This window comes from Chryseobacterium sp. 22532, assembly GCF_052044665.1.
Lineage (GTDB): Bacteria > Bacteroidota > Bacteroidia > Flavobacteriales > Weeksellaceae > Chryseobacterium > Chryseobacterium lathyri.
Genome location: NZ_JBQENJ010000003.1, coordinates 222570 through 246126 on the forward strand (window position 1 = coordinate 222570; position 23557 = coordinate 246126).

Annotated in this window: 27 protein-coding genes; 22 read left to right on the forward strand and 5 right to left on the reverse strand. The window is 34.8% G+C overall.

Going from position 1 to position 23557, the window contains the following annotated elements:
- Positions 1 to 134: 134 nt before the first annotated feature.
- From rlmF to ACTJIV_RS08925, 3 genes are read right to left on the reverse strand one after another with little or no spacing between them, the layout of a single operon-like run.
- Positions 135 to 1061, reverse strand: a complete 927-nt coding sequence (gene rlmF / locus ACTJIV_RS08915) for a 23S rRNA (adenine(1618)-N(6))-methyltransferase RlmF (RefSeq protein ID WP_440626924.1) — start codon at positions 1059 to 1061, stop codon at positions 135 to 137.
- 3 nt (positions 1062 to 1064) lie between these two features.
- The gene (locus ACTJIV_RS08920; RefSeq protein ID WP_111957806.1) at positions 1065 to 1439 is read right to left on the reverse strand and encodes a c-type cytochrome; all 375 of its coding nucleotides are present in this window, start codon (positions 1437 to 1439) and stop codon (positions 1065 to 1067) included.
- Positions 1439 to 1660 carry a hypothetical protein gene (locus ACTJIV_RS08925; protein ID WP_440626926.1) on the reverse strand — a complete coding sequence of 74 codons (222 nt, stop codon included), beginning with the start codon at positions 1658 to 1660 and terminating at the stop codon, positions 1439 to 1441. Before ACTJIV_RS08925 ends, ACTJIV_RS08920 begins: the two co-directional genes overlap by 1 nt.
- A gap of 502 nt (positions 1661 to 2162) precedes the next feature.
- On the opposite strand from ACTJIV_RS08925, the gene ACTJIV_RS08930 reads away from it, so the two are divergent.
- The 17 genes from ACTJIV_RS08930 to ACTJIV_RS09010 all read left to right on the forward strand — a co-directional run bounded on the left by ACTJIV_RS08930 (position 2163) and on the right by ACTJIV_RS09010 (position 18782).
- Positions 2163 to 2354 (forward strand): hypothetical protein, encoded by a 192-nt coding sequence (locus ACTJIV_RS08930; RefSeq protein WP_146896856.1) that lies wholly within the window; start codon positions 2163 to 2165, stop codon positions 2352 to 2354.
- Between the two features lie 62 nt (positions 2355 to 2416).
- The gene (locus ACTJIV_RS08935) at positions 2417 to 3031 is read left to right on the forward strand and encodes a DUF5819 family protein (protein ID WP_440626928.1); all 615 of its coding nucleotides are present in this window, start codon (positions 2417 to 2419) and stop codon (positions 3029 to 3031) included.
- Positions 3024 to 3908, forward strand: a complete 885-nt coding sequence (locus tag ACTJIV_RS08940) for an HTTM domain-containing protein (RefSeq protein ID WP_111957814.1) — start codon at positions 3024 to 3026, stop codon at positions 3906 to 3908. Before ACTJIV_RS08935 ends, ACTJIV_RS08940 begins: the two co-directional genes overlap by 8 nt.
- Positions 3898 to 6240 carry an outer membrane beta-barrel family protein gene (locus ACTJIV_RS08945; protein WP_111957816.1) on the forward strand — a complete coding sequence of 781 codons (2343 nt, stop codon included), beginning with the start codon at positions 3898 to 3900 and terminating at the stop codon, positions 6238 to 6240. Before ACTJIV_RS08940 ends, ACTJIV_RS08945 begins: the two co-directional genes overlap by 11 nt.
- Before the next feature lie 224 nt (positions 6241 to 6464).
- Positions 6465 to 7109, forward strand: coding sequence for a hypothetical protein (locus tag ACTJIV_RS08950; RefSeq protein ID WP_336379884.1), 645 nt, complete (start codon positions 6465 to 6467; stop codon positions 7107 to 7109).
- A gap of 250 nt (positions 7110 to 7359) precedes the next feature.
- Positions 7360 to 8784 (forward strand): anthranilate synthase component I family protein, encoded by a 1425-nt coding sequence (locus ACTJIV_RS08955; protein WP_440626931.1) that lies wholly within the window; start codon positions 7360 to 7362, stop codon positions 8782 to 8784.
- A gap of 40 nt (positions 8785 to 8824) precedes the next feature.
- Positions 8825 to 9433: an anthranilate synthase component II gene (locus tag ACTJIV_RS08960; RefSeq protein ID WP_440626933.1), complete on the forward strand. Its 609-nt coding sequence runs from the start codon at positions 8825 to 8827 to the stop codon at positions 9431 to 9433.
- A 32-nt stretch (positions 9434 to 9465) separates the two neighbouring features.
- Positions 9466 to 10455 carry an anthranilate phosphoribosyltransferase gene (gene trpD, locus ACTJIV_RS08965; RefSeq protein WP_440627553.1) on the forward strand — a complete coding sequence of 330 codons (990 nt, stop codon included), beginning with the start codon at positions 9466 to 9468 and terminating at the stop codon, positions 10453 to 10455.
- A gap of 112 nt (positions 10456 to 10567) precedes the next feature.
- Positions 10568 to 11347: an indole-3-glycerol phosphate synthase TrpC gene (trpC, locus tag ACTJIV_RS08970; protein WP_440626935.1), complete on the forward strand. Its 780-nt coding sequence runs from the start codon at positions 10568 to 10570 to the stop codon at positions 11345 to 11347.
- An 18-nt stretch (positions 11348 to 11365) separates the two neighbouring features.
- Positions 11366 to 12025, forward strand: coding sequence for a phosphoribosylanthranilate isomerase (locus tag ACTJIV_RS08975; protein WP_440626936.1), 660 nt, complete (start codon positions 11366 to 11368; stop codon positions 12023 to 12025).
- A 26-nt stretch (positions 12026 to 12051) separates the two neighbouring features.
- Positions 12052 to 12576 (forward strand): hypothetical protein, encoded by a 525-nt coding sequence (locus ACTJIV_RS08980; protein WP_111957828.1) that lies wholly within the window; start codon positions 12052 to 12054, stop codon positions 12574 to 12576.
- Between the two features lie 532 nt (positions 12577 to 13108).
- Positions 13109 to 14293, forward strand: a complete 1185-nt coding sequence (trpB, locus tag ACTJIV_RS08985; protein WP_440627555.1) for a tryptophan synthase subunit beta — start codon at positions 13109 to 13111, stop codon at positions 14291 to 14293.
- Between the two features lie 84 nt (positions 14294 to 14377).
- Positions 14378 to 15112 carry a tryptophan synthase subunit alpha gene (gene trpA, locus ACTJIV_RS08990; protein ID WP_440626939.1) on the forward strand — a complete coding sequence of 245 codons (735 nt, stop codon included), beginning with the start codon at positions 14378 to 14380 and terminating at the stop codon, positions 15110 to 15112.
- A gap of 80 nt (positions 15113 to 15192) precedes the next feature.
- Positions 15193 to 15921, forward strand: a complete 729-nt coding sequence (lipB, locus tag ACTJIV_RS08995) for a lipoyl(octanoyl) transferase LipB (RefSeq protein ID WP_440626941.1) — start codon at positions 15193 to 15195, stop codon at positions 15919 to 15921.
- Positions 15922 to 16099: 178 nt separating this feature from the next.
- Positions 16100 to 17146 carry a serine hydrolase domain-containing protein gene (locus tag ACTJIV_RS09000; RefSeq protein WP_440626943.1) on the forward strand — a complete coding sequence of 349 codons (1047 nt, stop codon included), beginning with the start codon at positions 16100 to 16102 and terminating at the stop codon, positions 17144 to 17146.
- 301 nt (positions 17147 to 17447) lie between these two features.
- The gene (locus tag ACTJIV_RS09005; RefSeq protein ID WP_440626945.1) at positions 17448 to 18401 is read left to right on the forward strand and encodes a protein-glutamine glutaminase; all 954 of its coding nucleotides are present in this window, start codon (positions 17448 to 17450) and stop codon (positions 18399 to 18401) included.
- Between the two features lie 105 nt (positions 18402 to 18506).
- Positions 18507 to 18782 carry a hypothetical protein gene (locus ACTJIV_RS09010; RefSeq protein WP_111957838.1) on the forward strand — a complete coding sequence of 92 codons (276 nt, stop codon included), beginning with the start codon at positions 18507 to 18509 and terminating at the stop codon, positions 18780 to 18782.
- 98 nt (positions 18783 to 18880) lie between these two features.
- Here the strand turns inward: ACTJIV_RS09010 and ACTJIV_RS09015 are convergent, their stop codons facing one another.
- A complete protein-coding gene (locus tag ACTJIV_RS09015; RefSeq protein ID WP_440626947.1) occupies positions 18881 to 19633 on the reverse strand; it encodes an SDR family oxidoreductase in 753 nt (250 codons plus the stop codon).
- A 249-nt stretch (positions 19634 to 19882) separates the two neighbouring features.
- Between ACTJIV_RS09015 and ACTJIV_RS09020 the strand changes: the two genes are divergently transcribed.
- The 5 genes from ACTJIV_RS09020 to ACTJIV_RS09040 all read left to right on the forward strand — a co-directional run bounded on the left by ACTJIV_RS09020 (position 19883) and on the right by ACTJIV_RS09040 (position 22843).
- Positions 19883 to 20515: an NAD(P)H-dependent oxidoreductase gene (locus ACTJIV_RS09020; RefSeq protein ID WP_111957842.1), complete on the forward strand. Its 633-nt coding sequence runs from the start codon at positions 19883 to 19885 to the stop codon at positions 20513 to 20515.
- Positions 20516 to 20546: 31 nt separating this feature from the next.
- The gene (locus ACTJIV_RS09025) at positions 20547 to 20984 is read left to right on the forward strand and encodes a MarR family winged helix-turn-helix transcriptional regulator (RefSeq protein WP_336379874.1); all 438 of its coding nucleotides are present in this window, start codon (positions 20547 to 20549) and stop codon (positions 20982 to 20984) included.
- The gene (locus ACTJIV_RS09030; protein WP_223558734.1) at positions 20981 to 21403 is read left to right on the forward strand and encodes an organic hydroperoxide resistance protein; all 423 of its coding nucleotides are present in this window, start codon (positions 20981 to 20983) and stop codon (positions 21401 to 21403) included. Before ACTJIV_RS09025 ends, ACTJIV_RS09030 begins: the two co-directional genes overlap by 4 nt.
- A gap of 115 nt (positions 21404 to 21518) precedes the next feature.
- Positions 21519 to 22241: an NERD domain-containing protein gene (locus ACTJIV_RS09035; RefSeq protein ID WP_440626950.1), complete on the forward strand. Its 723-nt coding sequence runs from the start codon at positions 21519 to 21521 to the stop codon at positions 22239 to 22241.
- A gap of 41 nt (positions 22242 to 22282) precedes the next feature.
- Entirely contained in the window at positions 22283 to 22843 is a 561-nt protein-coding gene (locus ACTJIV_RS09040; protein ID WP_336379872.1) for a YdcF family protein, read from the forward strand.
- Positions 22844 to 22861: 18 nt separating this feature from the next.
- On the opposite strand, the gene def is transcribed toward ACTJIV_RS09040, so the two are convergent.
- A complete protein-coding gene (gene def / locus ACTJIV_RS09045) occupies positions 22862 to 23491 on the reverse strand; it encodes a peptide deformylase (protein WP_111957852.1) in 630 nt (209 codons plus the stop codon).
- Positions 23492 to 23557 lie beyond the last annotated feature (66 nt).

Sequence of the window (23557 nt, forward strand, 5' to 3'; positions counted from 1 at the left end):
CTTGCGCAGCAAAATTGACTATTGACTTTAATTGTGAAAAGTGAACTGTCAATGGTGAATCTGTTTCACAGTGAATTGTTAGTGAAGGTTACCATTGACATTTGACTTGCGCAGCAAAATTGACTATTTACATCTTATATCCACCCTGTCCTATCCTTCTCAGGAATAAATGTCCAGGCCAGCATTCTGCTTATCTTTTGCCCCTGAGCCATATCAATGGTTTTAATTTCTAATGCTTTGACTTTTTTTAATAGTGTGTTGAGCTTATATAGGTTGTCTTTTTTAGACACCAAACATGTGAACCAAAGGACCTGTGAGGAATACTGAACACTTTCCTCAATCATTTTTGAGATAAAAGCCAGTTCACCACCTTCACACCATAATTCGGATTGTTGTCCTCCAAAATTAAGAAGAGGCTTTTTAGACTTTGATTTATTGATATTCTTTGTTTTTCTAAGGTTTCCTTTCAGCGCAGATTCTTCGGAATCATGAAAAGGAGGATTACACATAGAAAATGCAAAACGGTCTCCAGATTCGATAATATTTTTAAAGATATGATTGGAATCAGGCTGTTGTTTTAATGGAATAACAGATAATAAATCCGGGTTTTGATCCAAAATACGCCGTGCATTTTCCAACGAATCCTTATTAATATCTGTTCCCATCATCTTCCATCCATAAGATCTGTGAGCCAGTAAGGGATAAACAAGATTCGCTCCTGTTCCGATATCTAACCCTGACACAGAAGTCCCTGTCGGGATTTCAGGCTGCTGTTCGGCGATAAGATCGGCAATATAATGGATATAATCAGCCCGTCCGGGAATAGGAGGACAAAGATTGGTTTCGGGAATATCCCAGTTTTTGATATGGTAAAAATGTAAAAGTAATGCCTGGTTAAGCAGTTTTACCGCTTTGGGAAGGCTAAAATTAATGGTCTGCGTTTCGTAAGCATTAACGAACACATAGTGTTTCAGTTCTGGCACACAAGAAATAAGCTGATCAAAATCATAAGGATTGCGATGCAGATTTCTTGTGTGCAGACTGGATTTTTCAGTAGACATTATTTATTTTTTCTGACTCAGAATATATTCTACCATTTTTTTGGCATCTTCTTTAGATACCTGTGGATGGGCAGCCATCGGAACGCCTCCCCAAACTCCGCTCCCGCCTTCTATGATCTTGGAAGCCAGCAGCTCAATATCTTTTTCAGAATATTTTTCTGCGATCTCCTTATAAGAAGGTCCTATCATTCTCTCATTCACGGCATGGCAACCTGAACAGTCTAATGTTTCGATGATCTGGTCACCTGAAAGATTAGCTTTTGCCGGTTCCGAAACAGCAGATGTTTCGGCAGGCATACTTGGTACCTCCGTGTTTTCTTTTTTAGAACAGGAAAGGATCAGAAATCCTATAGTTCCTGCCAAAAGGAATTTTTTCATTATTTTTTTGCTGCAGTAGAATCTGTTTTAGCAGCCTCAGTAGCTGGTGCAGGAGTTGTTGCAGCAGCCGGAGTTACTGTCTTCGCTGTAGAATCTACTACTGTTGGAGCATCTGGTTCCGCCAGCATTGTGTTGCTGTCCTGTAAATTATGATCCGGTTTCTTAGAGCAGTTTACTACGAACAAACTTCCGATGAATGCAATTGCTAATACTTTTTTCATTATTTTTTCTATAAAATTTAGACAAAAGTATAAAAAATAAGCTTTTAAATTACTGACATTTTCCCATTTAATAAGATTTTACTGTATATAAAACAGTCAAAAAAAGAATTGCATAGCCAAAAGATTATTTTTAGATACAAGATACGGATAATTAAACTTTCACATTTATTAATTTTAATTCAGCGAAAGTGCTGATGATTGAGTGAAGAACTTTTATTTAATTTCATTTCCATATATAAAAAAGTAAGATGTTTATTAGTGATATCAAACGATAATAGTTCCCTAAATTATGAATATTTTAAAAAAAACATTCATAATTTAACTCACTACATGTTGTTATATTAAAATATTTTATATATTAGTGGCGTTAGTTATCTCATGATAATTGATAAAAAATATATTTCTGTAAAGCCTTGTGTGGAAATAAAACTGTACAAGGAAGTATAACACCAAAAAACAAAGTACTATGAAATTAATTAAATCACTATTACTTAGTGGAGTTTTGGGAGTAGTAGCTATTGCTGCAGGTAATTCAGCAATAGGAAAAGGTACTAATACCGTAGTTTCTGGAAGCAAATCAAATGATATTGTTGAAGCAAGTAGAAATTCTACAACTACGGAAACCACTACAACCACTACAACTACGACTACGACAACAACAACTGGAGCATCGTCGTTAGATCCAAGCCTTTAAATTCTTAAGAGCTATCAAAATTTGCAAAATGATGATAGCTCTTTTTATTTCATTAATTCAGAATGACGAAAAAAATAAAACTCTTAAAAAATTTTACTATAGGATGTTTGAGCATCCACTTTTTGTTTGTTATTCTTGTACAATTCTATGATCTAGATTATACTAAAAATGGAACAATAAAAAAAATAAAAGATTTTTATATTAATCCTTTTTTCGAACAGAATTGGGGAATGTTTTCTCCTACTCCTCCACATGGAAATCAGTACTTTATAATAAAGTACCATACAAATACTAATAATATTACAATTGATATACACGAAGATATTAAAAACAACAGTAATCAGGGTTTATTTAATATTAACCAAAGGTTGCTGAAATATCAAAACGGTTGCTATAATGATATAATACAGAAAATTTCAAAAGGAAATTTAGATAGAATTTATGCGGATAAAAGCAAATCTCATGGTTTAGAATCGATTTTGAATTACTCTAAACTTACATTGAAAAATCAAAAAAGCTTTCTAGACAAAATAAATAATAAAGATTCTGTATTTGTGGACATATACTTAATTAATGAATCCTTAATACCTCCATACTCTAAAAATAAATTTGAAGAAAAAAAATACATTACATTAACAAATGTTTATCTCACCAACAAACAGTCCTTATATGAATAATCTTATTTACGATAGGAAAATAGGCTCATCAATATTGCGATTTCTTATAGGATTTTTGATATTTAAGGATTTTATAGTATATTTTATCAATAGGAAGTACTTATTTGGAAACGGTGGAATTGTCTCTTATGAAACATATACAGATATTATTCGGTTCTTCAAGCTGAATTGGCTATATATAGACTTTACAAAATCAAATAATGTAATGATATTCTGTTTTTTGGGGATTATTTTTGGATTTTTATTCATGCTCGGTATTTTGCAAAGATTGTCTGTATTAATATTATTTTTTCTTTTGTTTATTTTTAAGATTAGGAATTTATATCTTTTAGATGGTGCAGATAATGTTATTTCTGTAATACTGCCTTTTTTCTTATTTATTGAAACATATAGTTTTAGCAATAAATATGAAGCATTTAAAAATAAAACTTATAAAAAAACGTCAAAATATTCCAACATATTGAGTCTATATTTTTCTTATGCCATAATGATTCAAATATGTATTATCTATTTTTTTGCCGGATTGCATAAATTACAAGGTGGAATGTGGAGAGAAGGAACAGCGTTATATTATATACTTAATTCCGATGATTTTTCTCCGACAAAATTCAATTCTTTTTTTACGAATTCAATTTTTATGGTCAAATTATCAACCTGGTTTACAATTATTTTTCAATTATTATTTCCTATTTTTATCTTCATCAAAAAAACAAGATTTATAACCATTTTAATTGGAATTATATTACATATCGGCATATTCTTTTTAATGAAAATTGATAATTTTTCTTTAGTTATGATCTCTTGCTATGCCATATTTTTTACTAATGATCAATATTACTCGATTTACAATAAACTAAAAATCAAATATGGTATATAAGTTTTTAGTACTGATATTTTTATTCGGATTCATCAAAATATTTTCCCAGACTGTACAATACAGCGGTAAAATAGAGGGTAATTCTGCTAAAGAATATCTTATTATTCTTACTGATCTAAACAATCCGGTAAATTCCTTTTCAGAATCAACATCAGCCCAAAATTTCACTTTCAAAAATATATCAACAGGCAACTATAAAAGATGCATTACAGCTAATAGCTTTCTTAAATGCGATACTATATCTATTCACAATAATTTAATAAATGATATAATCTCAATTGAAAGGGAAAATAAAATTCAGGAAGTTATTGTTTCTAACAAAAAACCTTTAGTCCAAAATAAAAATGGAGTGTTGGCAATTAGTGTTGAAAGCAGCCCAATTTTATCTAATGGAACTGCATTTGAAACTTTATCCAAACTTCCGGGCGTATCTTTTAATTATTCTAACAATTCTTTTAATGTAAAAGGAAAACCTGGTGTACAAATACAAGTAGATGGACAAACTCTCTATATGTCTAATAGTGAAGTAATCAATTATTTAAAAAATATTTCTTCCAGTGACGTTAGCGAAATAGAAATAAACACATCGCCGTCTGCAAAATACGATGCAAGTGGAAATGCAGGAATTATTAATATCAAAACAAAAAAGATAACAAGAGAAGGTTATTATTTAGGCATGTCATTTAACGGAACTCAGGGGAAATATTATAAACAAAACTTAGGAATTAAAGGACAGTATAATACCCAAAAAAACCGGTATATGCTTTATTATATCAATTCCTTTAATACTGATTTTGAAAAAGCAGATACTTACAGAGATTTTTTAAATACAAGCACCAATCAAGAAACTTATGCAAAAATTAAAGGAAATACCAATACCCTGAATTCCCAGTATGAGCACAAGTTCAATAAGTCGAATTTATTGATAAACTCTTCTTTTTCTTTTTATAATGAAAAAATAAATCAAAATACCGATCTCCATTTTTATGATAATCAAAATGAACCGACCTCAACATTGTTTTCGAACCAAAACAGTAAAAATAATTTAAAAACATTTGATATAGGCTTTGATTATAATATTACAAATAAGAAATCAAAAATAACGTTTAAGTCAAACTATATTTTCTATAATATAAAAAATAATTCCTTTCTTTCTTCCTTTCAATATCCTGCAACTCATACTTATGATGATTTACAAAATGAATCTCCCAATAAAGTAAATATAGTTCTTTCTCAGCTCGATTATGAAATAAAATTAGACTCCTTATCAAAACTTGAAACAGGAGCGAAAGCAATCTATCAAAGTATAGACAGTGAAAATAATTTCTATGAATCTTCAGTATTTTCCCTTTCTAAATCAGATAAATACGAGTATAATGAATGGATTTTTGGAAGTTACATTCAATATAATAAAAATTTTAATAAAACGAGTTTTACCGTTGGAAGCAGATTAGAATATAATCCTTTGAAAGGCGTAGATGAAAAAAATAACTTCACTTTGAAAAGGGATAATATCAATTTATTCCCTTTTTTCAATTTTTCTTATAACCCTTCAAAAAATAACAGTTTTAGTTTATCATATAATAAAAGGATTAATCGTCCAAAATTTAGAAATCTAATGCCGTTTGTTTATTATGTGGATCAGTATACAAGACTCGTAGGAAATTCTGAATTAAAGCCCAGCTTTTCACACCAATTAGAGGTGCAATATATCCTGAAAAATAAATATATTTTTAGTATTGCCTATTTTATTAATAAAAATCAAATATATCAAACTCCTATTCAGGATAATGACAATACTTCAACCATACTTACTCCAATAAATGTAAATAAAAGCAATTCATTATCTTTTAGTTCTAATATTTCATTACAGCCACTCAAATGGTGGAATCTGAATTTAAATGGAATCATTTTATACAATAGAATAAGTGATAATACCATAAATATAAATTCTAGTATCTGGTCTGGTCAAATGGTTGTATCTAATATTTTTTCATTACCTAAGACTTTAAAATTGGAATTTACAACAGATTATAGAACTCCATTTATTCAAGGTCCATATAAGACACAAGACCTGTTTACAGCAAATATTGGAATTAGTAAATCATTCTTTGATAATAAACTGAAAGTATCTTTAGTTGGTAATGATATATTCAGAACTTATACTGTTAAAAATACCTCAATTATAGAAAATCAAATATCAAATATTACCCAAAATTTTGATACACATTGGATAAGATTGGGATTGGTATATAAATTGGCAAAAGGTATAAAGAAAGATGGCACCAGTACTGATAAACTTTCTGAAGAATTAAAATCAAGAGCCCGATAAAATCTAATTATTTTTTTACAACAATCAACTTAATTCTACAATATTTGAAAATATTAACTATTTGAAATAAAAAAAGGATTATGAAATTTAAATTGGAAAACAAAAAAACAGGTCTTTTGTACAAAATACATAACAAAAATATAATAGAATTAGAAATAATCCCTCATTACTCATAAGGCAAATCAATTTTATCTGCTTATCTTTTTAACTTAACAAACTTTCAAATGATCTTTATATCCAAAATTCTGTTTTTCACCAGTCATCATGGTTTTTACACGGTGATCATACTTTTAGTATTCTTTGGTTTACTTTCTTATGTTACCAAAAAAGCATGGTTTCTAGCCCCGATTCTTCCTCTCGCCATTCTGAACGGTGTTGCAGGACAATATCTGAATGCCTGGTTTTTAAATAAATACGGCGTAGAAAGTACAGCCGTTATCACCTCCGATGTAGAAACCAACTCTACCCTGAATGAGATGTATATTCATGATTATGAAGCTATTGTAAAAAAAAAGGACGGAAAATATGTTTCAACTTATTTTTCAACAACAAGTGCTACTATTTATCCAATTGAAAATGCCATCAGAATCCCCAGAACGGAACAGTATTTCCCGGTAAAATATATTCCGGGATATGAAAAAAACATAGTAATCCTGTATTATCAGTCTGAAGAAGGAAACGCTTTGCTGCAGTATGAAAAGATGGCTCCGGTAAACTCCGCAAAGATCAAATATGAAGCGGACAGAACGAATAAAGAGTTTATTGAAGAATACATTTCAGCTTTAGAGGATTATGTAAGTTCCTATAACAATGACGAATACAAAACAAAAATTGAAGAATTAAAAAAGGAATTAAAGCAACTTAAATAAAAGATCTCCATATTAAGTTTTTTTATTTTTGGCCGTTTTTTGTTTTTATATTAAAAAAATTTCTACATTTGTACCATGTTTAATATGAGCAACAATATTTGGTGGTGGCTTTCAAACTCTTCGTCGGGTCTGGAGGTATTGTCATGTTGCTAATGAGATAGCAGAATAATTAAAATAAACAATATATAGGCTTTGACGGATTCCGTTGAAGCCTTTTTTATTTAATCCAAAACAAAAAAATACAAGTCAGATGACCACTCAGAAAATAAAAATAAAGACCGGTTCTAAAAAAACACTGGGAGACCTTTATACTCCCATGAACATCTATCTTCAGATCAGAGACCGCTTCAGGGATACTATTCTTTTGGAAAGTTCGGATTCTAAGAATATTGATAATAATTTCTCTTTTATCGCAGTGAATGCCGTTGCAGGAATTGAGGTTAAAAATCTTACTGAATTTGAAATCAAGCTGCCGGGTTCAGATCCTGTAAAGCAATTGATAGGCGAACGAAATATAACGGAGATTTTTGAGGAATTCCAAAGCGTTTTTGAATGTGAAACCACGCATGACCCTATTGAACAGACAGCGCAAAGCCTTTTCGGATATACAAGCTTTGAAGCCGTACAGTTTTTTGAAGACATCAGCTTAAAGCCACAGAGTCCTGAAGTAGAAATTCCTATTCTTCGTTACAGACTATACCAATATGTTATTGCCATCAATCATTACAATGATGAGATGCACATTATCGAAAACCAAATCCCGGGGTTAAAATCTGAACTTTATCTGTTGGAAAACCTGATCAGAAATCAGAATACTCCGGTCTATCCTTTCGAAAAAATTGACAGCGAAACCTCTAATCTTACCGATGAAGAATATATCGAACTAGTAAAAACAGCCCAGAAACACTGTATGAGAGGTGATGTCTTCCAACTGGTTTTAAGCAGGAGGTTTGAACAGAAATTCAAAGGGGACGAATTCAATGTATACCGTGCCCTTAGGAATATCAACCCTTCTCCCTATCTTTTCTTTTTCGATTACGGAAACTATAAATTATTCGGTTCCAGTCCAGAAAGCCAGCTGATCATCAAAGACAACAAAGCTGTCATTCACCCTATTGCAGGAACTTTCAAGAGAACCGGACATCTGGAAACTGATCTCCAGTCTATTGAGGCTTTAAAAAATGATCCGAAGGAAAATGCGGAACATACCATGCTGGTAGATTTAGCAAGAAACGACCTTGGCAAACTAGGCAAAAATGTAACTGTCACCAAACTGAAAGAGATCCAGCTTTTCTCCCATGTCATCCATATGGTAAGCGAAGTTACTGCCGATCTTCCGGAAAACATCAATCCCCTTGATATGGTTTCTGCCACTTTTCCGCAGGGAACTTTAAGCGGTGCCCCAAAACATAAAGCCCTTCAGCTTATCGATCAGTATGAAAAAGACTCCCGAGGTTATTACGGAGGATGCATCGGAATGATCGGATTAAACGGAACCTGCAACCAGGCCATTATGATCCGTACTTTTTTAAGCCGGAACAATACCCTTTATTATCAGGCCGGAGCCGGACTGGTGGCAAAATCTGTCCCTGAAAATGAGCTGCAGGAAGTGAATAATAAATTAAATGCGCTGAAAAAAGCAGTTGACAAAGCAGGTAAAATAGTATTGAGTTAACAGCAACTTTCAACTCCTACCCAACAATAAAAAACAAAAAATGAGCAACGATATAAACCAACCAGCAACTCCTAATCAACTTAAAGTTCTGGTTTTTGATAACTACGACAGCTTCACCTACAACCTGGTTCAGATCATTGAACGAATTCTGGATCAGAAAGTAGATGTAGTAAGAAATGATCAGATCACTTTGGAAGAGATCGGGAAATATGATAAAATTATCCTTTCACCCGGTCCCGGTATTCCGGAAGAGGCAGGAATTTTGCTGGATCTGATCAGGGAATACGCCCCTACCAAAAGTATTTTAGGCGTTTGTCTCGGACAACAAGCTATTGCTGAAGCTTTTGGAGGAAGCCTGATCAATCTTTCTGAAATTTTTCATGGGGTGGCTACTTCTGCCGAACTGGTTAAAGAAAACACTAAAATTTTCAAAAACCTAACTTCAGGAATGGAAGTGGGAAGATACCACAGCTGGGCTGTCAACCCGGAAGGCTTTCCTGAAGAACTGGAAATTACAGCCGTAGACAAAGATGGAATGATCATGGCACTGCAACATAAAACCTATGATGTACATGGGGTACAATTCCACCCTGAAAGTATTTTAACTCCTGACGGGGAAGTGATAATCAAAAACTTTCTTTTACATTGAAAACTACAGAAACACCTATAAAAGCACCCCAGATGAAAGAAATCCTCCAATACCTGTTCAATCATCAGACTTTGTCCAAATCGGAAGCAAAGGCAACGATGATCGAGATCGCACAGAATAAATTCAATTCTGCAGAAGTCACTGCATTTATCAGTGTTTTTCTGATGCGGAATATTACCTTAAAAGAACTGGAAGGTTTCAGAGAAGCACTTCTGCAAATGGCCGTTCCCGTACATCTTGACCATCACGATACGATGGACATTGTGGGAACCGGAGGCGATGGCAAAAACACAATCAATATATCAACGCTGGCAAGCTTTGTCGTTGCGGGAACTGGACAGAAAGTTGCCAAACACGGAAATTACGGGGCATCTGCTACCACAGGATCATCCAATGTCATGGAAGAACTTGGTTATCAGTTCAAAAATACTTCAGATCAGCTGAATAAAGACCTTGAAAAAGCCAATATATGTTTTCTGCACGCTCCGTATTTTCATCCTGCTCTTCAATCTGTAGGTGCTTTGAGGAAAGCCTTAGGACTTAGAACGTTTTTCAATTTGTTGGGTCCGTTGGTCAATCCTTCGAAACCGAAATATTCTGTAATTGGAGTTTATAATCTTGAAATTGCAAGAATTTACCAATACCTCTTGCAGAAAGAAGAGCGCGAGTTTATCCTTGTACATGGCCTGGATGGATATGATGAAATAAGCCTTACCCAGGACAGCAAGATTATTACGAAACATGGTGAAGAAATTTATTCTGCCCGGGATCTGGGATTTGATTCTGTAAGTCCGGAAAGCATTAAATCGGGAGAAACCCCTCAGGAATCAGCTAAGATTTTCAGGAATATCCTGGAAGGAAAAGGTTCGGTACAACAAAACGCTGTGGTTCTTGCCAATGCATCAACTGCTCTTTTCCACACTAAAAAATTCGGAACCTATGAAGATTGCCTTGCACTGACAAAAGAAAGTCTGGAAAGTGGAAAGGCACTAAGAAGCCTTGAATTACTGGTAAATGGCTAATATTGATAATTAATTAGTTGCTAGCTGCTGGTTATTAGTTGATAATAAAAATTTAAACTCTTCTCCGGCATATCTAACCTCTAATTTCTAACCTCTAACTTCTAGTTAAACAATGACAATACTTGATAAAATTATTGAAAGAAAAAAGGAAGAAATTACCGTTTCAAAAGCAAAAATTTCAATTGATCATCTGAAGAATTCTGATTTTTTTGGAAGAAAAAGTTTTTCCCTGAAAGAATCTATCAAAAATAAAAGCGGAATTATTGCTGAATTTAAAAGAAAATCTCCTTCAAAAGGGATTATCAACGATCAGGTTCAGCCTTTAAAAGTCGTTTCTGCCTATGAAAATTTTGGAGCATCCGGAATTTCTATTCTGACTGACACAGATTTTTTCGGAGGAAGCTTTGATGATATTTTGAATGTAAGAAATCATATCCATATCCCTATTCTCAGGAAAGATTTTATGGTGGATGAATACCAGTTTTATGAAGCCAAAAGTATCGGTGCCGATACCGTTCTACTGATCGCAGCCTGTCTTTCTCAAGATCAGGTTTTGGAATTTACAGAGCTGGCCCATCAGCTGGATATGGAAGTCCTTCTGGAAATTCATACAGAAGACGAGCTGAATCATTTCAATTCTAAAATTGATCTTGTCGGTATCAACAACAGAAATTTGAAAGACTTTAAAGTTGATCTTCAGCATTCCGTACTTTTAAAAGACCAGCTTCCGAAAGATGTCTTATCCATCGCAGAAAGCGGCATTTACAGTACAGAAAATTTCAGGTACTTAAAGGAAAAAGGATTCGACGGTTTTCTGATGGGAGAATATTTTATGAAAAATGAAGATCCGGCAAATAAATTCGCTGAATTTGTTTCTAATGTAGCCATATAACAGTTTATCAATCTAGCAATGAATAAAAACCTGCGGCCAAAGCTAAAAGTTTGTGGATTGACCCAATTAAATCAAATTCATGAGCTGATTTCCCTAAAAACAGATTTTCTCGGTTTTATTTTCTATGAAAAATCACCAAGATATGTTTTGAATCATTTGAGTCTGGAAGATATTTCGCAAATCAGTCATCCGGGAAAAACAGGAGTTTTTGTCAATGAAACCATTGATAAAGTTACCAATATTGCAGAAAAAGCAAGGTTGAATATGATTCAGCTCCATGGCGATGAAAACGAAGATTTTATGATCGCCTTAAAACAAAACCTTAAACCTGAGATTAAAATCATAAAGGCTGTCAGGATCGGAAATAATGATCAGGAAACGAAGGAAAAAATAAAAAAAACAATTAGCTCTCACGTTTCACTTGTTGATTATTTTCTCTTTGATACAGACAGTAAAGCATTCGGAGGAACGGGAAAGCAGTTCGACTGGACCTTATTGAATGAGTTTGAGATTCCACTTCCCTATTTTTTGAGTGGTGGTATTTCAGAGGAAAATATTGAAGGCATCAGTCTTTTGAATAAGAAGCCTTTTGTCATAGATATCAATTCAAAATTTGAACTGGAACCGGGAATTAAAGACCTGGGAAAAATAAGAAAATTCATTTCTAAACCGTTTTAAAAGAACGGCTAAAAAATACACATAAGATGATGAACATCCATCTGCTAAAAAAAACATTTTATAAAACCTTATTTCCGCCTAAATTCGGGAATGAAAAAATTCAGGCTCTGTACAATTTTGTTTCACAGAATGACAGCGATGCAGAGAACTGGACTATGGACAAACAGTTACAGGAGTTTATAGACATTATCAAAATTTTTAACGGTGATGATATCCAGTATTTCTTTGAAAGAATAGGTCTTTGGAACAGTTATTATCTCGTGATAATTTCTGACAAATTTTTAGATATTCACGTCAAAACAAATGTGAAATATGACCTGGGAAAGATTTATGCTAAAATTTTTCTGCTTTATGAAGATTCCGATCCTTATTTCTTAATTGACAATCTGGAAATTGCCGTTACCATGTACGACTCAAAAATAGATGTTGCCACCTTAATTGACCTGATCAGTAAAATTGAATTACTGCATCATAAAAAACTGATCACCAGACAGCAACGGAATTATTATATACAATTTATCAACAGCTTAACCGATGAATTATCAAATTAAAAAGTCAAGTGAATTAACGGATCACGATACACAACATATTTTAAGCCTTTGGGAAGTCCCTGAGTGGAGTGGGATGACTCCGTCAGATTTTCGCAGTTTTTTTAAAAATTCAGAATTTCATTTTATATCAGGATTTGAAGATGAAATACTAGCAATGATACGCCTTAACTTTGACTTCATCTTAGAGATTTCAGAAAAGCAGTATTCTTTTGCTGAGGCTGTAGGACTGGTTTCTGCTCAGAAAAAAAGAGGATACGGATCACAGCTGGTTCAGTCTTTTAAGGAAAATCTGATTCAAAGGAAAATTGAAACCATAGGCTTCTGTTTTGCTGATCTTCGCCCCTTTTATCAACCATGTAATATTGAAATTCTGGAAAACAAGGCCAAAGCTATTCTTGAAAATAGTGAAAACAGATGGATCAGCTCTGAAGACGATGATATTTTGATTTTTAATGGTTCCGGAGAAACCAGGGAGCTCCTCAGACAGCTTAACCCGGAAAAAAATGCTTATTTAATAACTAAAAACAATACAATGAATTATAAAAACCCTGATGAACACGGATATTATGGAGAATTCGGAGGAGCTTTCATCCCTGAAATGCTTTATCCGAATGTAGAGGAACTGCAGAAAAACTATCTTAAGATCATAGAGTCTGAAGAGTTTCAGGATGAGTATCAGGACCTGCTTAAAAATTATGTAGGACGTTCTACCCCACTCTATTTCGCTAAGAATTTAAGCCAGAAATACCATACTCAAGTTTATTTAAAAAGAGAGGATCTCAACCATACCGGAGCGCATAAGATCAACAATGCCCTGGGACAGGTTTTACTGGCAAAACGTCTTGGTAAAACCAGAATTATTGCTGAAACCGGAGCCGGGCAGCACGGTGTGGCCACAGCTACAGCCTGTGCCCTTCTTGGCCTGGAATGTATCGTTTATATGGGAGAAATCGACATTCAGAGACAGGCTCCTAATGTAGCAAGAATGAAAATGCTGGGTGCAGAAGTGATTCCGGCAACCTCTGGCTCCAAAACCCTGAAAGACGCCGTAAATGAAGCGCTTAGGGACTGGATCAATAATCCGGTGACAACACATTATGTGATCGGAAGTGTGGTGGGACCTCATCCTTTTCCGGATCTGGTCGCCAGATTTCAAAGCATTATCTCAAAGGAAATCAGGGAGCAGCTTAAAGAGAAAATCGGGAGAGAAAATCCGGATTATGTGATTGCCTGTGTAGGCGGTGGAAGCAATGCAGCAGGAACTTTCTATCATTTTGTAGAAGAAAAAGAAGTGAAGATCATTGCTGCGGAAGCCGGCGGACTGGGTATTGATTCCGGGAAATCAGCAGCCACTACTTTTCTGGGAACATTAGGTGTTCTTCATGGAAGCAAAAGTCTTGTGATGCAAACCGAAGATGGTCAGGTGATCGAACCCCACTCTATTTCTGCAGGTCTTGATTATCCGGGAATCGGGCCTTTCCATGCTCATTTGTTTAAGGAAAAACGGGCAGAGTTTTTCAGTATTAATGATGAGGAAGCTTTACAATCTGCTTTTGAACTTACAAAACTGGAAGGAATAATTCCTGCATTGGAAAGCTCACATGCGCTGGCCGTTTTAGACAAAAAGAAATTCCGTGAAGAAGACATTGTCGTGATCTGCCTGAGCGGACGTGGGGATAAGGATATGGAAACGTATTTAAGAGAAATTAGAAGTTAGAGATTAGAAATTAGTCTTTTGACAGCTTCAATTTATAATACTTCTCTAACTTCTAATCTCTAACTTCTAACATCTATTATAACAATGAAAAAACTAAATATATACTTCACAGCAGGAATTCCGCAATTGGAAGATACCGCTGATATTATAAAACTCATTCAAAATTCTGGTGCTGATATGATGGAAATCGGGATGCCCTATTCAGATCCCGTAGCAGACGGTCCGGTGATCCAACAGGCCCACGAATTGGCACTAAAAAACGGAATGACCATTGAAAAACTGTTCTCTCAACTGAAAACAGTGAAAAATGATATTCATATTCCGATTATCCTGATGGGATACATCAATCCTGTTTTGAGTTTTGGATTTGAAGAGTTTTGTCGTGAATGTTCGGAAAGTGGTGTTTCAGGACTGATCATCCCTGACCTGCCTCCTATTGAATTTGAAAATAATTACCAGCAGATCTTAAAAAAATACAACCTTAATTTTACGTTTCTGGTCACTCCTGAAACTTCTGATGAAAGGATTCTGTATTTAGATTCTTTAAGCTCCGGATTTCTGTATGCGGTAAGTTCCTCATCAACTACAGGAAATGACAATGCTGTTCTTAAAAATGAAAATTATCTTTCACGTCTGGCGTCACTACATTTAAAAAATCCGGTGATGATAGGATTCGGTATAAAATCCAAGGAGGATTTTGAGAATGTAACGGAAAAAGCATCCGGCGGAATTATAGGAACAGCCTTTGTCAATACCCTTCTGAACCATAAAGACTGGAAGAATGCTGCCATAGATTTTATCCATGCTGTAAAAGGGTAAAATTCACTAAATTTGTATGTCAAAAAATGGTATGAGATCGTAATTTCATATAACCATTGCAAGAAAACAGACATCAACGTATGAATACACATCAAAATAAATCGGTAGAATTTGAAGATCTTGGTATAAAAGAATATCAGCCTGCCTGGGATTATCAGGAAAGCCTGATGAAAAACATCATTGATACCAAGATAAAAAACCGTGATTTGCCTGCAGGACAACACATCACGACTCCAAATCACCTGTTATTGGTAGAGCATCCTCATGTTTATACATTAGGAAAAAGCGGTCATGAAGAAAATATGCTTGCGGGTATCGACAAACTGAAGGAAATAGATGCTACTTTCGTGAAAGTGAACCGTGGCGGAGATATTACTTATCATGGATACGGACAGATCGTTGGTTACCCGATTTTGGATCTTGAAAACTTTTTTACAGATATTCATTTGTATATGAGAAATCTCGAAGAGGTGATCATCCGGGCCATTGGTGAATTCGGTATTAAAGGTGAGCGTTCCCCGGGAGAAACCGGTGTATGGCTGGATGTGGGAAAGCCTTATGCCAGAAAGATCTGCGCGATGGGTGTAAAAGCCTCGCGATGGGTTACCCTTCATGGTTTCGCATTGAATGTGAATACGGATATGCGGTATTTTGAATATATTATTCCGTGTGGTATTAAAGACAAGCAGGTGACTTCTGTAAAAAGAGAGCTTGAAAGAGAACTTTCACCTGAAGAAATGGAAGACCTGAAAGGAAAGATCAGAAAGCACTTTGCAGAAGTTTTCGGAGCTGAACTTGTCCATAAATAATAAAAATTTTACCAGAAATAAAACCGGCCGTAATTCTACAGTCGGTTTTTTTATTTACAGATGAATCATTATTCTAAATTCTAACGTTTTTTATTTCAAAGTTTTCTGATCCTGTATTATTTTAAAACTTATTTTTGGTTTCTTATAATATCAAACCAAGCCCAAACTTTTAAGTCCAATGAAACCAGTTATCAGAATCTTCTGCGTTACAGCATTTCTTTTTTCTGCATCCGTATCGTATGCCCAAAGCAAAGATGACTATGCCAGACGCATTGACAGTTTAATACAATCTCCAACTTCTCCCAGGCCATTTAACGGGGTCCTTCTGATCACGCAAAACGGAAAAATAAAATACTCAAAAGCCTATGGTTTCGAGGACAGCCGGACGAAAGTTCCTTTGAAAATAGATGACCAGTTTGAGATCATGTCCAATACCAAACAGATCACTTCTGTATTAGTATTAAAACAATTTGAAAAAGGAAAAGTAGATCTGCAGGCTCCGATTAAAAAATATCTTCCTTCCCTGACACAGCCATGGGCGGATTCGGTTACTGTTCATCAGCTCTTAAATCATACCCATGGAATTGTTGATTTAGAAAAACCTTTACTGTTTAAGCCCGGTACAGAATTCAAATATGGAAATCTGTCTAATATTCTTTTAGGAAAGATCGTTGAAAAGACTTCCGGTAAATCCTATATCCGGCAGGCTACTGATCTGTTCAAAGAACTTCATCTGAAAAATACATTCTGCTATTCTAAAGATAACCGCAGAAATCTTGTTTCGGGACATATGAATAAGGATAATAATTTTACTCCTGTTGAAAATTCATTTATTACCAATGAAAACATGCCTGCTGACGGTGTGATTACCACAGCAGAAGATATGGCAGCCTGGAATTCACTTCTTCATAAGGGGAAAATTCTGAGCTCTAAAAGTTATAAGCTCATGACTACACCTTCCACATTGTCACAACACGATGTATTTGGAAAAGAGAAATCCGGTTACGGTTATAATATGCGTATTGTGAAATATAATGGCATTCCTTATTTGGGACATACAGGTCTTGGTGATGGTTTCGCATCTCTGAATGTCTATGTTCCCGGCTCCGATGTAAGCATTATTGTTATGGAAAATCAAATGAGTGAAGACAGTAATTTATATTATTATCAGGAAGCACTGATCAGAGATATTGTTCTGGAAAGCAGCCTGATCAAAAATAAATAATTAATTTTTAAAATAAATCATCCCGCTCATTCTACTGTGCGGGATTTTCAATTTTTATGACTATCGGAATTGTTCTTACATATTGATAATGAAAATCCACTCAAACACCCTTAAACACAGATATAATTCAAACTTATGTTAAAATAATTAACATTTTATTGAAAAATAGTTTGCCGGTATTTTATTTTTATTTACTTTTAATATCACAATAAAGTGAACTATTTTATAATAGATTCAGCTCAAAAGATGACACACCAAAAACTTAGAGCAATATATTACTAACCACCAAACTATGAGAATTATGAGAAATTTTTTGTTATCAATGATGGTATTTGTGACAGCCCTGTCACTGAATTCCTGTACAGACTCCAGCGCAGAACAGCAGATGAGTCAGAATGAAACCAGCAACAAAAACCTGACGGATCTGGGAAAAACAGTTCCGGTAGGGATAGACGACGAGAACGGTACCCTGAAAGTATCATTCATTGTTACGGCCCAATTCTATACGATAACGCCTACGAAAGAAAATGAAAAGTACATCAGCCTGATCAGGGAAGCGGTAAAAAACGAATCTCCAATCCAGGTTTTTATCAAGCCTAACACGCATGAAATTGCGAAAGTAGAAAAAGGAAGTGAGGAGGATATCCGCTTTTTCAAATCTGCTTATACCAAAGAGGTTAAAAATGAAACGAACAAATTAACAAGTGTTCTTCCCAATGTAGCAACATTAAACAGCATGTTTGCCCTGATCAAAAACCAGGCTTGTGGTACTTCTACAGCCTCTTCACCATGCATTACATTCAGATACCCGGTAGACGGATGCTATGCCAGAGCTCACAAAATGAGACAGATCCTGATCAATAACGGCTACGACTGTGAGAAGCAGTTTGTATACGGAAACTTAAAAGCCTCTACAGGTACTTGTTGTGTAGCATGGAGCTATCATGTTGCGATCCTTGTAAGCTATAAAAATGCATCGGGTGTTACAGAAAAAAGAATCATAGATCCTTCCCTTTTCCCTAGCGGACCTGTTACGGATACGGCATGGAGAAATGCATGTATCAACACCAGCTGTGGATCTGCATCGGTTTCTTCTTACGCGAATACAGCAGGAAATGTGTATTACAGAAGTCCTACCAATTCTTATCTGTATGACAATAATTTAGTGAACACGAATTGCGTCCTGACGATATTCTCACCATATTCCGGATGCTCACCATCACCGGCTCCAAGTGTTGCAAGCTGTGGATTCTAATTAACATAAACGCTTCTGCCATTTTTTATCATAACTTAGTGGCAGAAGCTGTTTGCCAAATATTTTTTTATGAAAATCTGGACTTATATACTAATAATATTATTTATGATCACATCCTGTTCCGGCAGCTCAAGTTCACAGAACCTGACCTGGTATAATAATTCAGTGATCACCAATGTAACTGAAGACCCTGAAAAACCGGAAGAGTTCACCCGTATATCCATCGGAATAAGCCCACAGATTTTTTACTTGTCTAAAAAAGGAGCCAATTATAAAGCGCTTCTTGAAAAAACAAACCAAAGCCATAAAAGAGGAAAAGCTTATAATATAGGTATTGAAAATAATACGAATATTATAAAACAAATCAATGAAATTCCATAATAGATTTCCTTTCTGCAAAAATAATGTACTTAAAAATTGACTGAACAACATTAAATGATTTCCTTCAAATCCCCATCACTGATGATGGGGATTTCCATTTATCGTATCACTGAAATTCCAGCATCTACCTTAATTTCTGTTCCATGAATGTAAGAAGCCTCTTCTGAAGCCAGGAACAGAACCGTATTCGCAATCTCTTCCGGCTCTCCCTGTCTTTTAAAAGGAATAGTGGGAATAATATCGTGAACGGCACTTTCAATCTGTTCTGCATTCAAACCTGTATTATTAAAAATATTGGTTTTGATATGTCCCGGGCTGACCCCGTTGACCCGTATTCCTCTTTCCGTAAGCTCTACAGCGAAGGTTTTAATAAAAGACTGCACCGCTGATTTAGCAGCAGAATAAATTGAAAAATTAGGCATTGCAATCTCAGTGGCCACAGAAGTATTGAAAATGACTGAGCTTCCTTTGTCCATTAAAGGCAATAGTTGCTGTACCGTAAAGAAAGAACCTTTTACGAGTATGTTGAAAAGCTCATTAAAATGACCTTCATCCACATGCTCAATGGGAAAAAACTTTCCATAACCTGCATTAACGAAAAGCATATCGATAGTTTCTGCATATTTTCTTATCTCCTGTTGCAGATTCATAAGGTCTTTCATATTTCCTGCATCAGAAACAATCCCGGATGCTTGATCGCCCAGTTTGGTTAATGCTTTGCTAACCGTTTCTTCGCTTCGGCCTGTGATAATGACACGTCCTCCTTCACCAATGAACTGCTGTGCTGTTGCAAATCCCATTCCATTGGTTCCTCCTGTGATCAGGGCTGTTTTGTTTTTAAATCTCTGCATTGTTTTTTTATTATAAATTCTCCTGCAAAGTTTCAAATAAAGAGTTTCATAAAAAATCCGATTCTTGTTGAAACAGAGAAACCAGGCTTGATTTTACTGTATCAATTTGTTTTTTCTAAAATTGGCATCAATTAAATCTATCAAAATTAAATTGTGCACAATTTAATTAATCCTACATTTGTATCAGAATTTAATCACCACCTTTAAAAGTGATGAAAACACAAAAAGTATAAATTTAAAATAATAGAAATGTCATTAATAGAAGACTTACAATGGAGACATGCCGTAAAAGCATATGATCCTTCAAAAAAAGTAACAGAAAAAGATCTTAACACTATTTTAGAAGCGGCAAGACTGGCTCCCACTTCATCAGGGCTGCAGCCATTCCGCGTTATCGTTGTAGAAAATCAGGAATTAAAAGAAAAGATGGTACAGGGTGCCCTAAACCCTGAAGTAATGAGAGACAGTTCCCATGTTTTAGTATTTGCTGCCTGGGACAGTTATTCTAACGAAAAAATCGATAAGGTTTACGATTATCACACCGATGTAAGAGATTTGCCAAGAGGTCGTTTCGGAAGCTATACCGATAAGATTAAAGAAATGTACGGAGCTCAGACTTCCGCAGAACATTTTGCCCATACTGCACGCCAGACTTATATTGCACTTGGCTTAGCTATGGCTCAGGCTGCAGAATTAAAGATCGATAGTACCCCTGCAGAAGGATTCAGTAATGAAATAGTGGATGAAATTCTTGGATTAAAAGAACTAGGATTAAAAAGTGTCAGCCTTTTATACCTTGGTTACAGGGATGAAGAAAAGGACTGGCTATCCACAATGAAAAAAGTAAGAGTTCCTATGGAGGAATTCATCATCAAAAAGTAATATATTTATTACCACTCTCAAGTTCAGCTTTATGGAAAATTCAAAATCACTACAATTAGAAAACCAGATCTGCTTTCCGCTTTATGTTATTGCCAAGGAGATCACAGGACTTTACCGTCCATTCCTTGACGAGATCGATATTACGTATCCTCAATATCTGGTGATGATGGTATTATGGGAGAATGACGGTCTTGCAGTGAACCATATCGGAGAGAAACTGTTTCTGGACAGCGGAACTTTAACGCCTCTTCTGAAAAGGCTTGAGAGTAAAGGAATCATTTCCAGAAAGAGAAAAAAAGAAGATGAAAGAGTAGTTGAAGTATTTTTAACCGAAGCCGGAAAACAGCTGCAACAGAAAGCCTGTGAAATTCCCGGAAAAATACAGACTAAAATCGGGGTAGAAACAGAAGATCTGCTCCATCTCAAAGAAACCATCTTAAAAATATTAAACAAAATAGAAAATAAATGAAAACATTATATACAACCAAAGTAACAGCTCAAGGCGGAAGAAACGGTCATGTAAAAAGTGAAAACGGAGTTTTGGACCTTGAGGTAAGAATGCCTAAAGCTTTAGGTGGCGGCAATGATGACTTCGCTAATCCTGAAATGCTTTTTGCAGCCGGATATTCAGCCTGTTTTGACAGCGCTCTTAACAGGGTGATCAGCCTTTCAAAGGTAAAAACCGGTGAAACAACAGTTACAGCACAGATTAGTATAGGACAGCTGGAAAACGGAGGTTTCGGTTTGGCAGCAGAACTGGATGTAAATATTCCGGGAGTTTCTATTGAAGAAGCACAGGAATTAACTGAAAAAGCGCACCAGATTTGCCCATATTCTAATGCGACGAGAGGTAATATGGAGGTGAAGCTTTCGGTGACGAATCACTAAGATTAGTTTCTTTTTTATAAAAAAATCTGTTTCTTTGGAGACAGATTTTTTTATTTACCAATGACAACCAACCCAATAAGCGTAGAAGCATTAACAGAAATAATATACAAATAGTATGGATAGTAATTTTTTAATTATTTTTCTATTAGCTCTGTGTATTTTATTAATTAAATACTACACTCCAAAAATAAAGGGATTAATTGGTGAGAATAAAGCCTCAAAAGCTTTAAAAAGGCTCAACAATGAAAAATACATTGTTCTGAATAATATTGAATTAAATATTAAAGGCTCCACTTCACAAATAGATCACATCATTGTTTCAGATTACGGGATATTTGTTATTGAAACCAAGAACTACAAAGGCTGGATTTTAGGCTATGAAAAAGATAAATTCTGGACTCAGGCTATTTATAAATACAGACGTAAGTTTTACAACCCTATTTTACAAAACCAAGGGCATATTTATGCTTTAAAACATGTATTGAAAAATTATAAATATCTGAGATATTATTCAATAATTACCTTTACAAAAAGAGCAACGCTTAAAACCAAAACATATACCGATGTTGTTTATATAAACAGGTTAGTCAGAACAATAAAAAAATATGATTCGTATTATATTAACGAACACACTAAGAATGAAATTGTTGCAATAATTCTAACGGCAAAAACAAACAGCCGAAATAAAGATAAAAAACTCCAGGTTAATTCTGGTATGAATAAAAATACCTTATGCCCGAATTGTGGTGGAAATCTTATTGAAAGAAATGGTCAATATGGAACTTTTCTGGGCTGTAATAATTTTCCCAAATGTAAGTATACGAGAAATAAAAAGTAACAATTCTATTAAAACTGTATTGTAAAAATGAATAGTCATTTATGAAAACCCTTAAACGAACATTCAAAATATTTATTACCATTCTGCTTTTATGGTTATGTGGACATTTGATTTATATAATTGTTGACGGTTTGACAGACAAAAATATGCACGCAGATATTGCTGTGGTTTTAGGCAATACAGTCAATGAAGACGGAACACTTTCAGAAAGACTTGAAAAACGCATGGAATGTGGACTTAATCTTTATCGTTATGGACGAGTGAAAAAAATATTAGTCAGTGGCGGACTTGGAAAAGAAGGATTTTACGAAGGTGACAAAATGAAAGAGTATTTAATTAAAAACAAAGTACCTGACAGCGTTATAATTGTCGACAATTTTGGCAACAACACACTCGCAACCGTGAACAACACCCTTAAATTAAAAGACAGTTTACATTTTCAAAGTTTAATTGTCGTTTCTCAATATTTTCATTTGACAAGAACTAAAATGTTATTCAGAAAGCAACATTTTGAAAATGTAAGCAGTGTAAGTCCTCAATATTTTGAATTGAGAGACATATATTCGTTATTGAGAGAATTTGTGGCTTATTATATAGGATAAGATATTGCAAATGACAAATTATCTCGTTGTTGAGTCACTCCTTTTAAACGCATCCACCTTTTTATAAGAATCATTTTTCTCCTTTTCTTTTTTATCAGAAATCAGGATTCCGAAAAGATGGTCGATTTCATGCTGGAAAATCACAGCCGTGAACCCCTCTACAATCTCGGAATATTTCTGTCCTTTCAGATCAACATACTCTAACTGGATCACTTTGCTTCTGTAAAACTGGTCTCTGAATTCAGGAATGGATAAATCTCCTTCCGGGCCGAGATTCTGTAATTCTGATCTCCACACAATCACAGGATTGATAAAGTATTCCAGAGGATTTCCTTCTTTATCAAAACGCTGTACCCAGATCACTTTTCTGTTGATCCCGACCTGTGGCGCCGCAATTCCCACTCCACCGTCTGTTGATAAAAGAGATTCTTTCATTCTCTTGACCAAAGTTGCGGTATTGGAATCAACCGGATCAATTTCTGTTGAAAGACTTAATAAGGTTTTATGCTGATGAGAATCTGTAGTCTGATAAATCGGTAATGCTGTAGTAATATCTCCCTGATTAATAATTGAGGTTTCGTTTGAAGTCAATTTTTGAGCATTCATGAAGCCGATAAAAAAGATAAACAGAAAAGATATTTTTTTCATTTTTATTATTTGTTATACAAAGATAGCTAATGTGTTTCATATAATTGGGCTGAAGCCCTGTTTGGC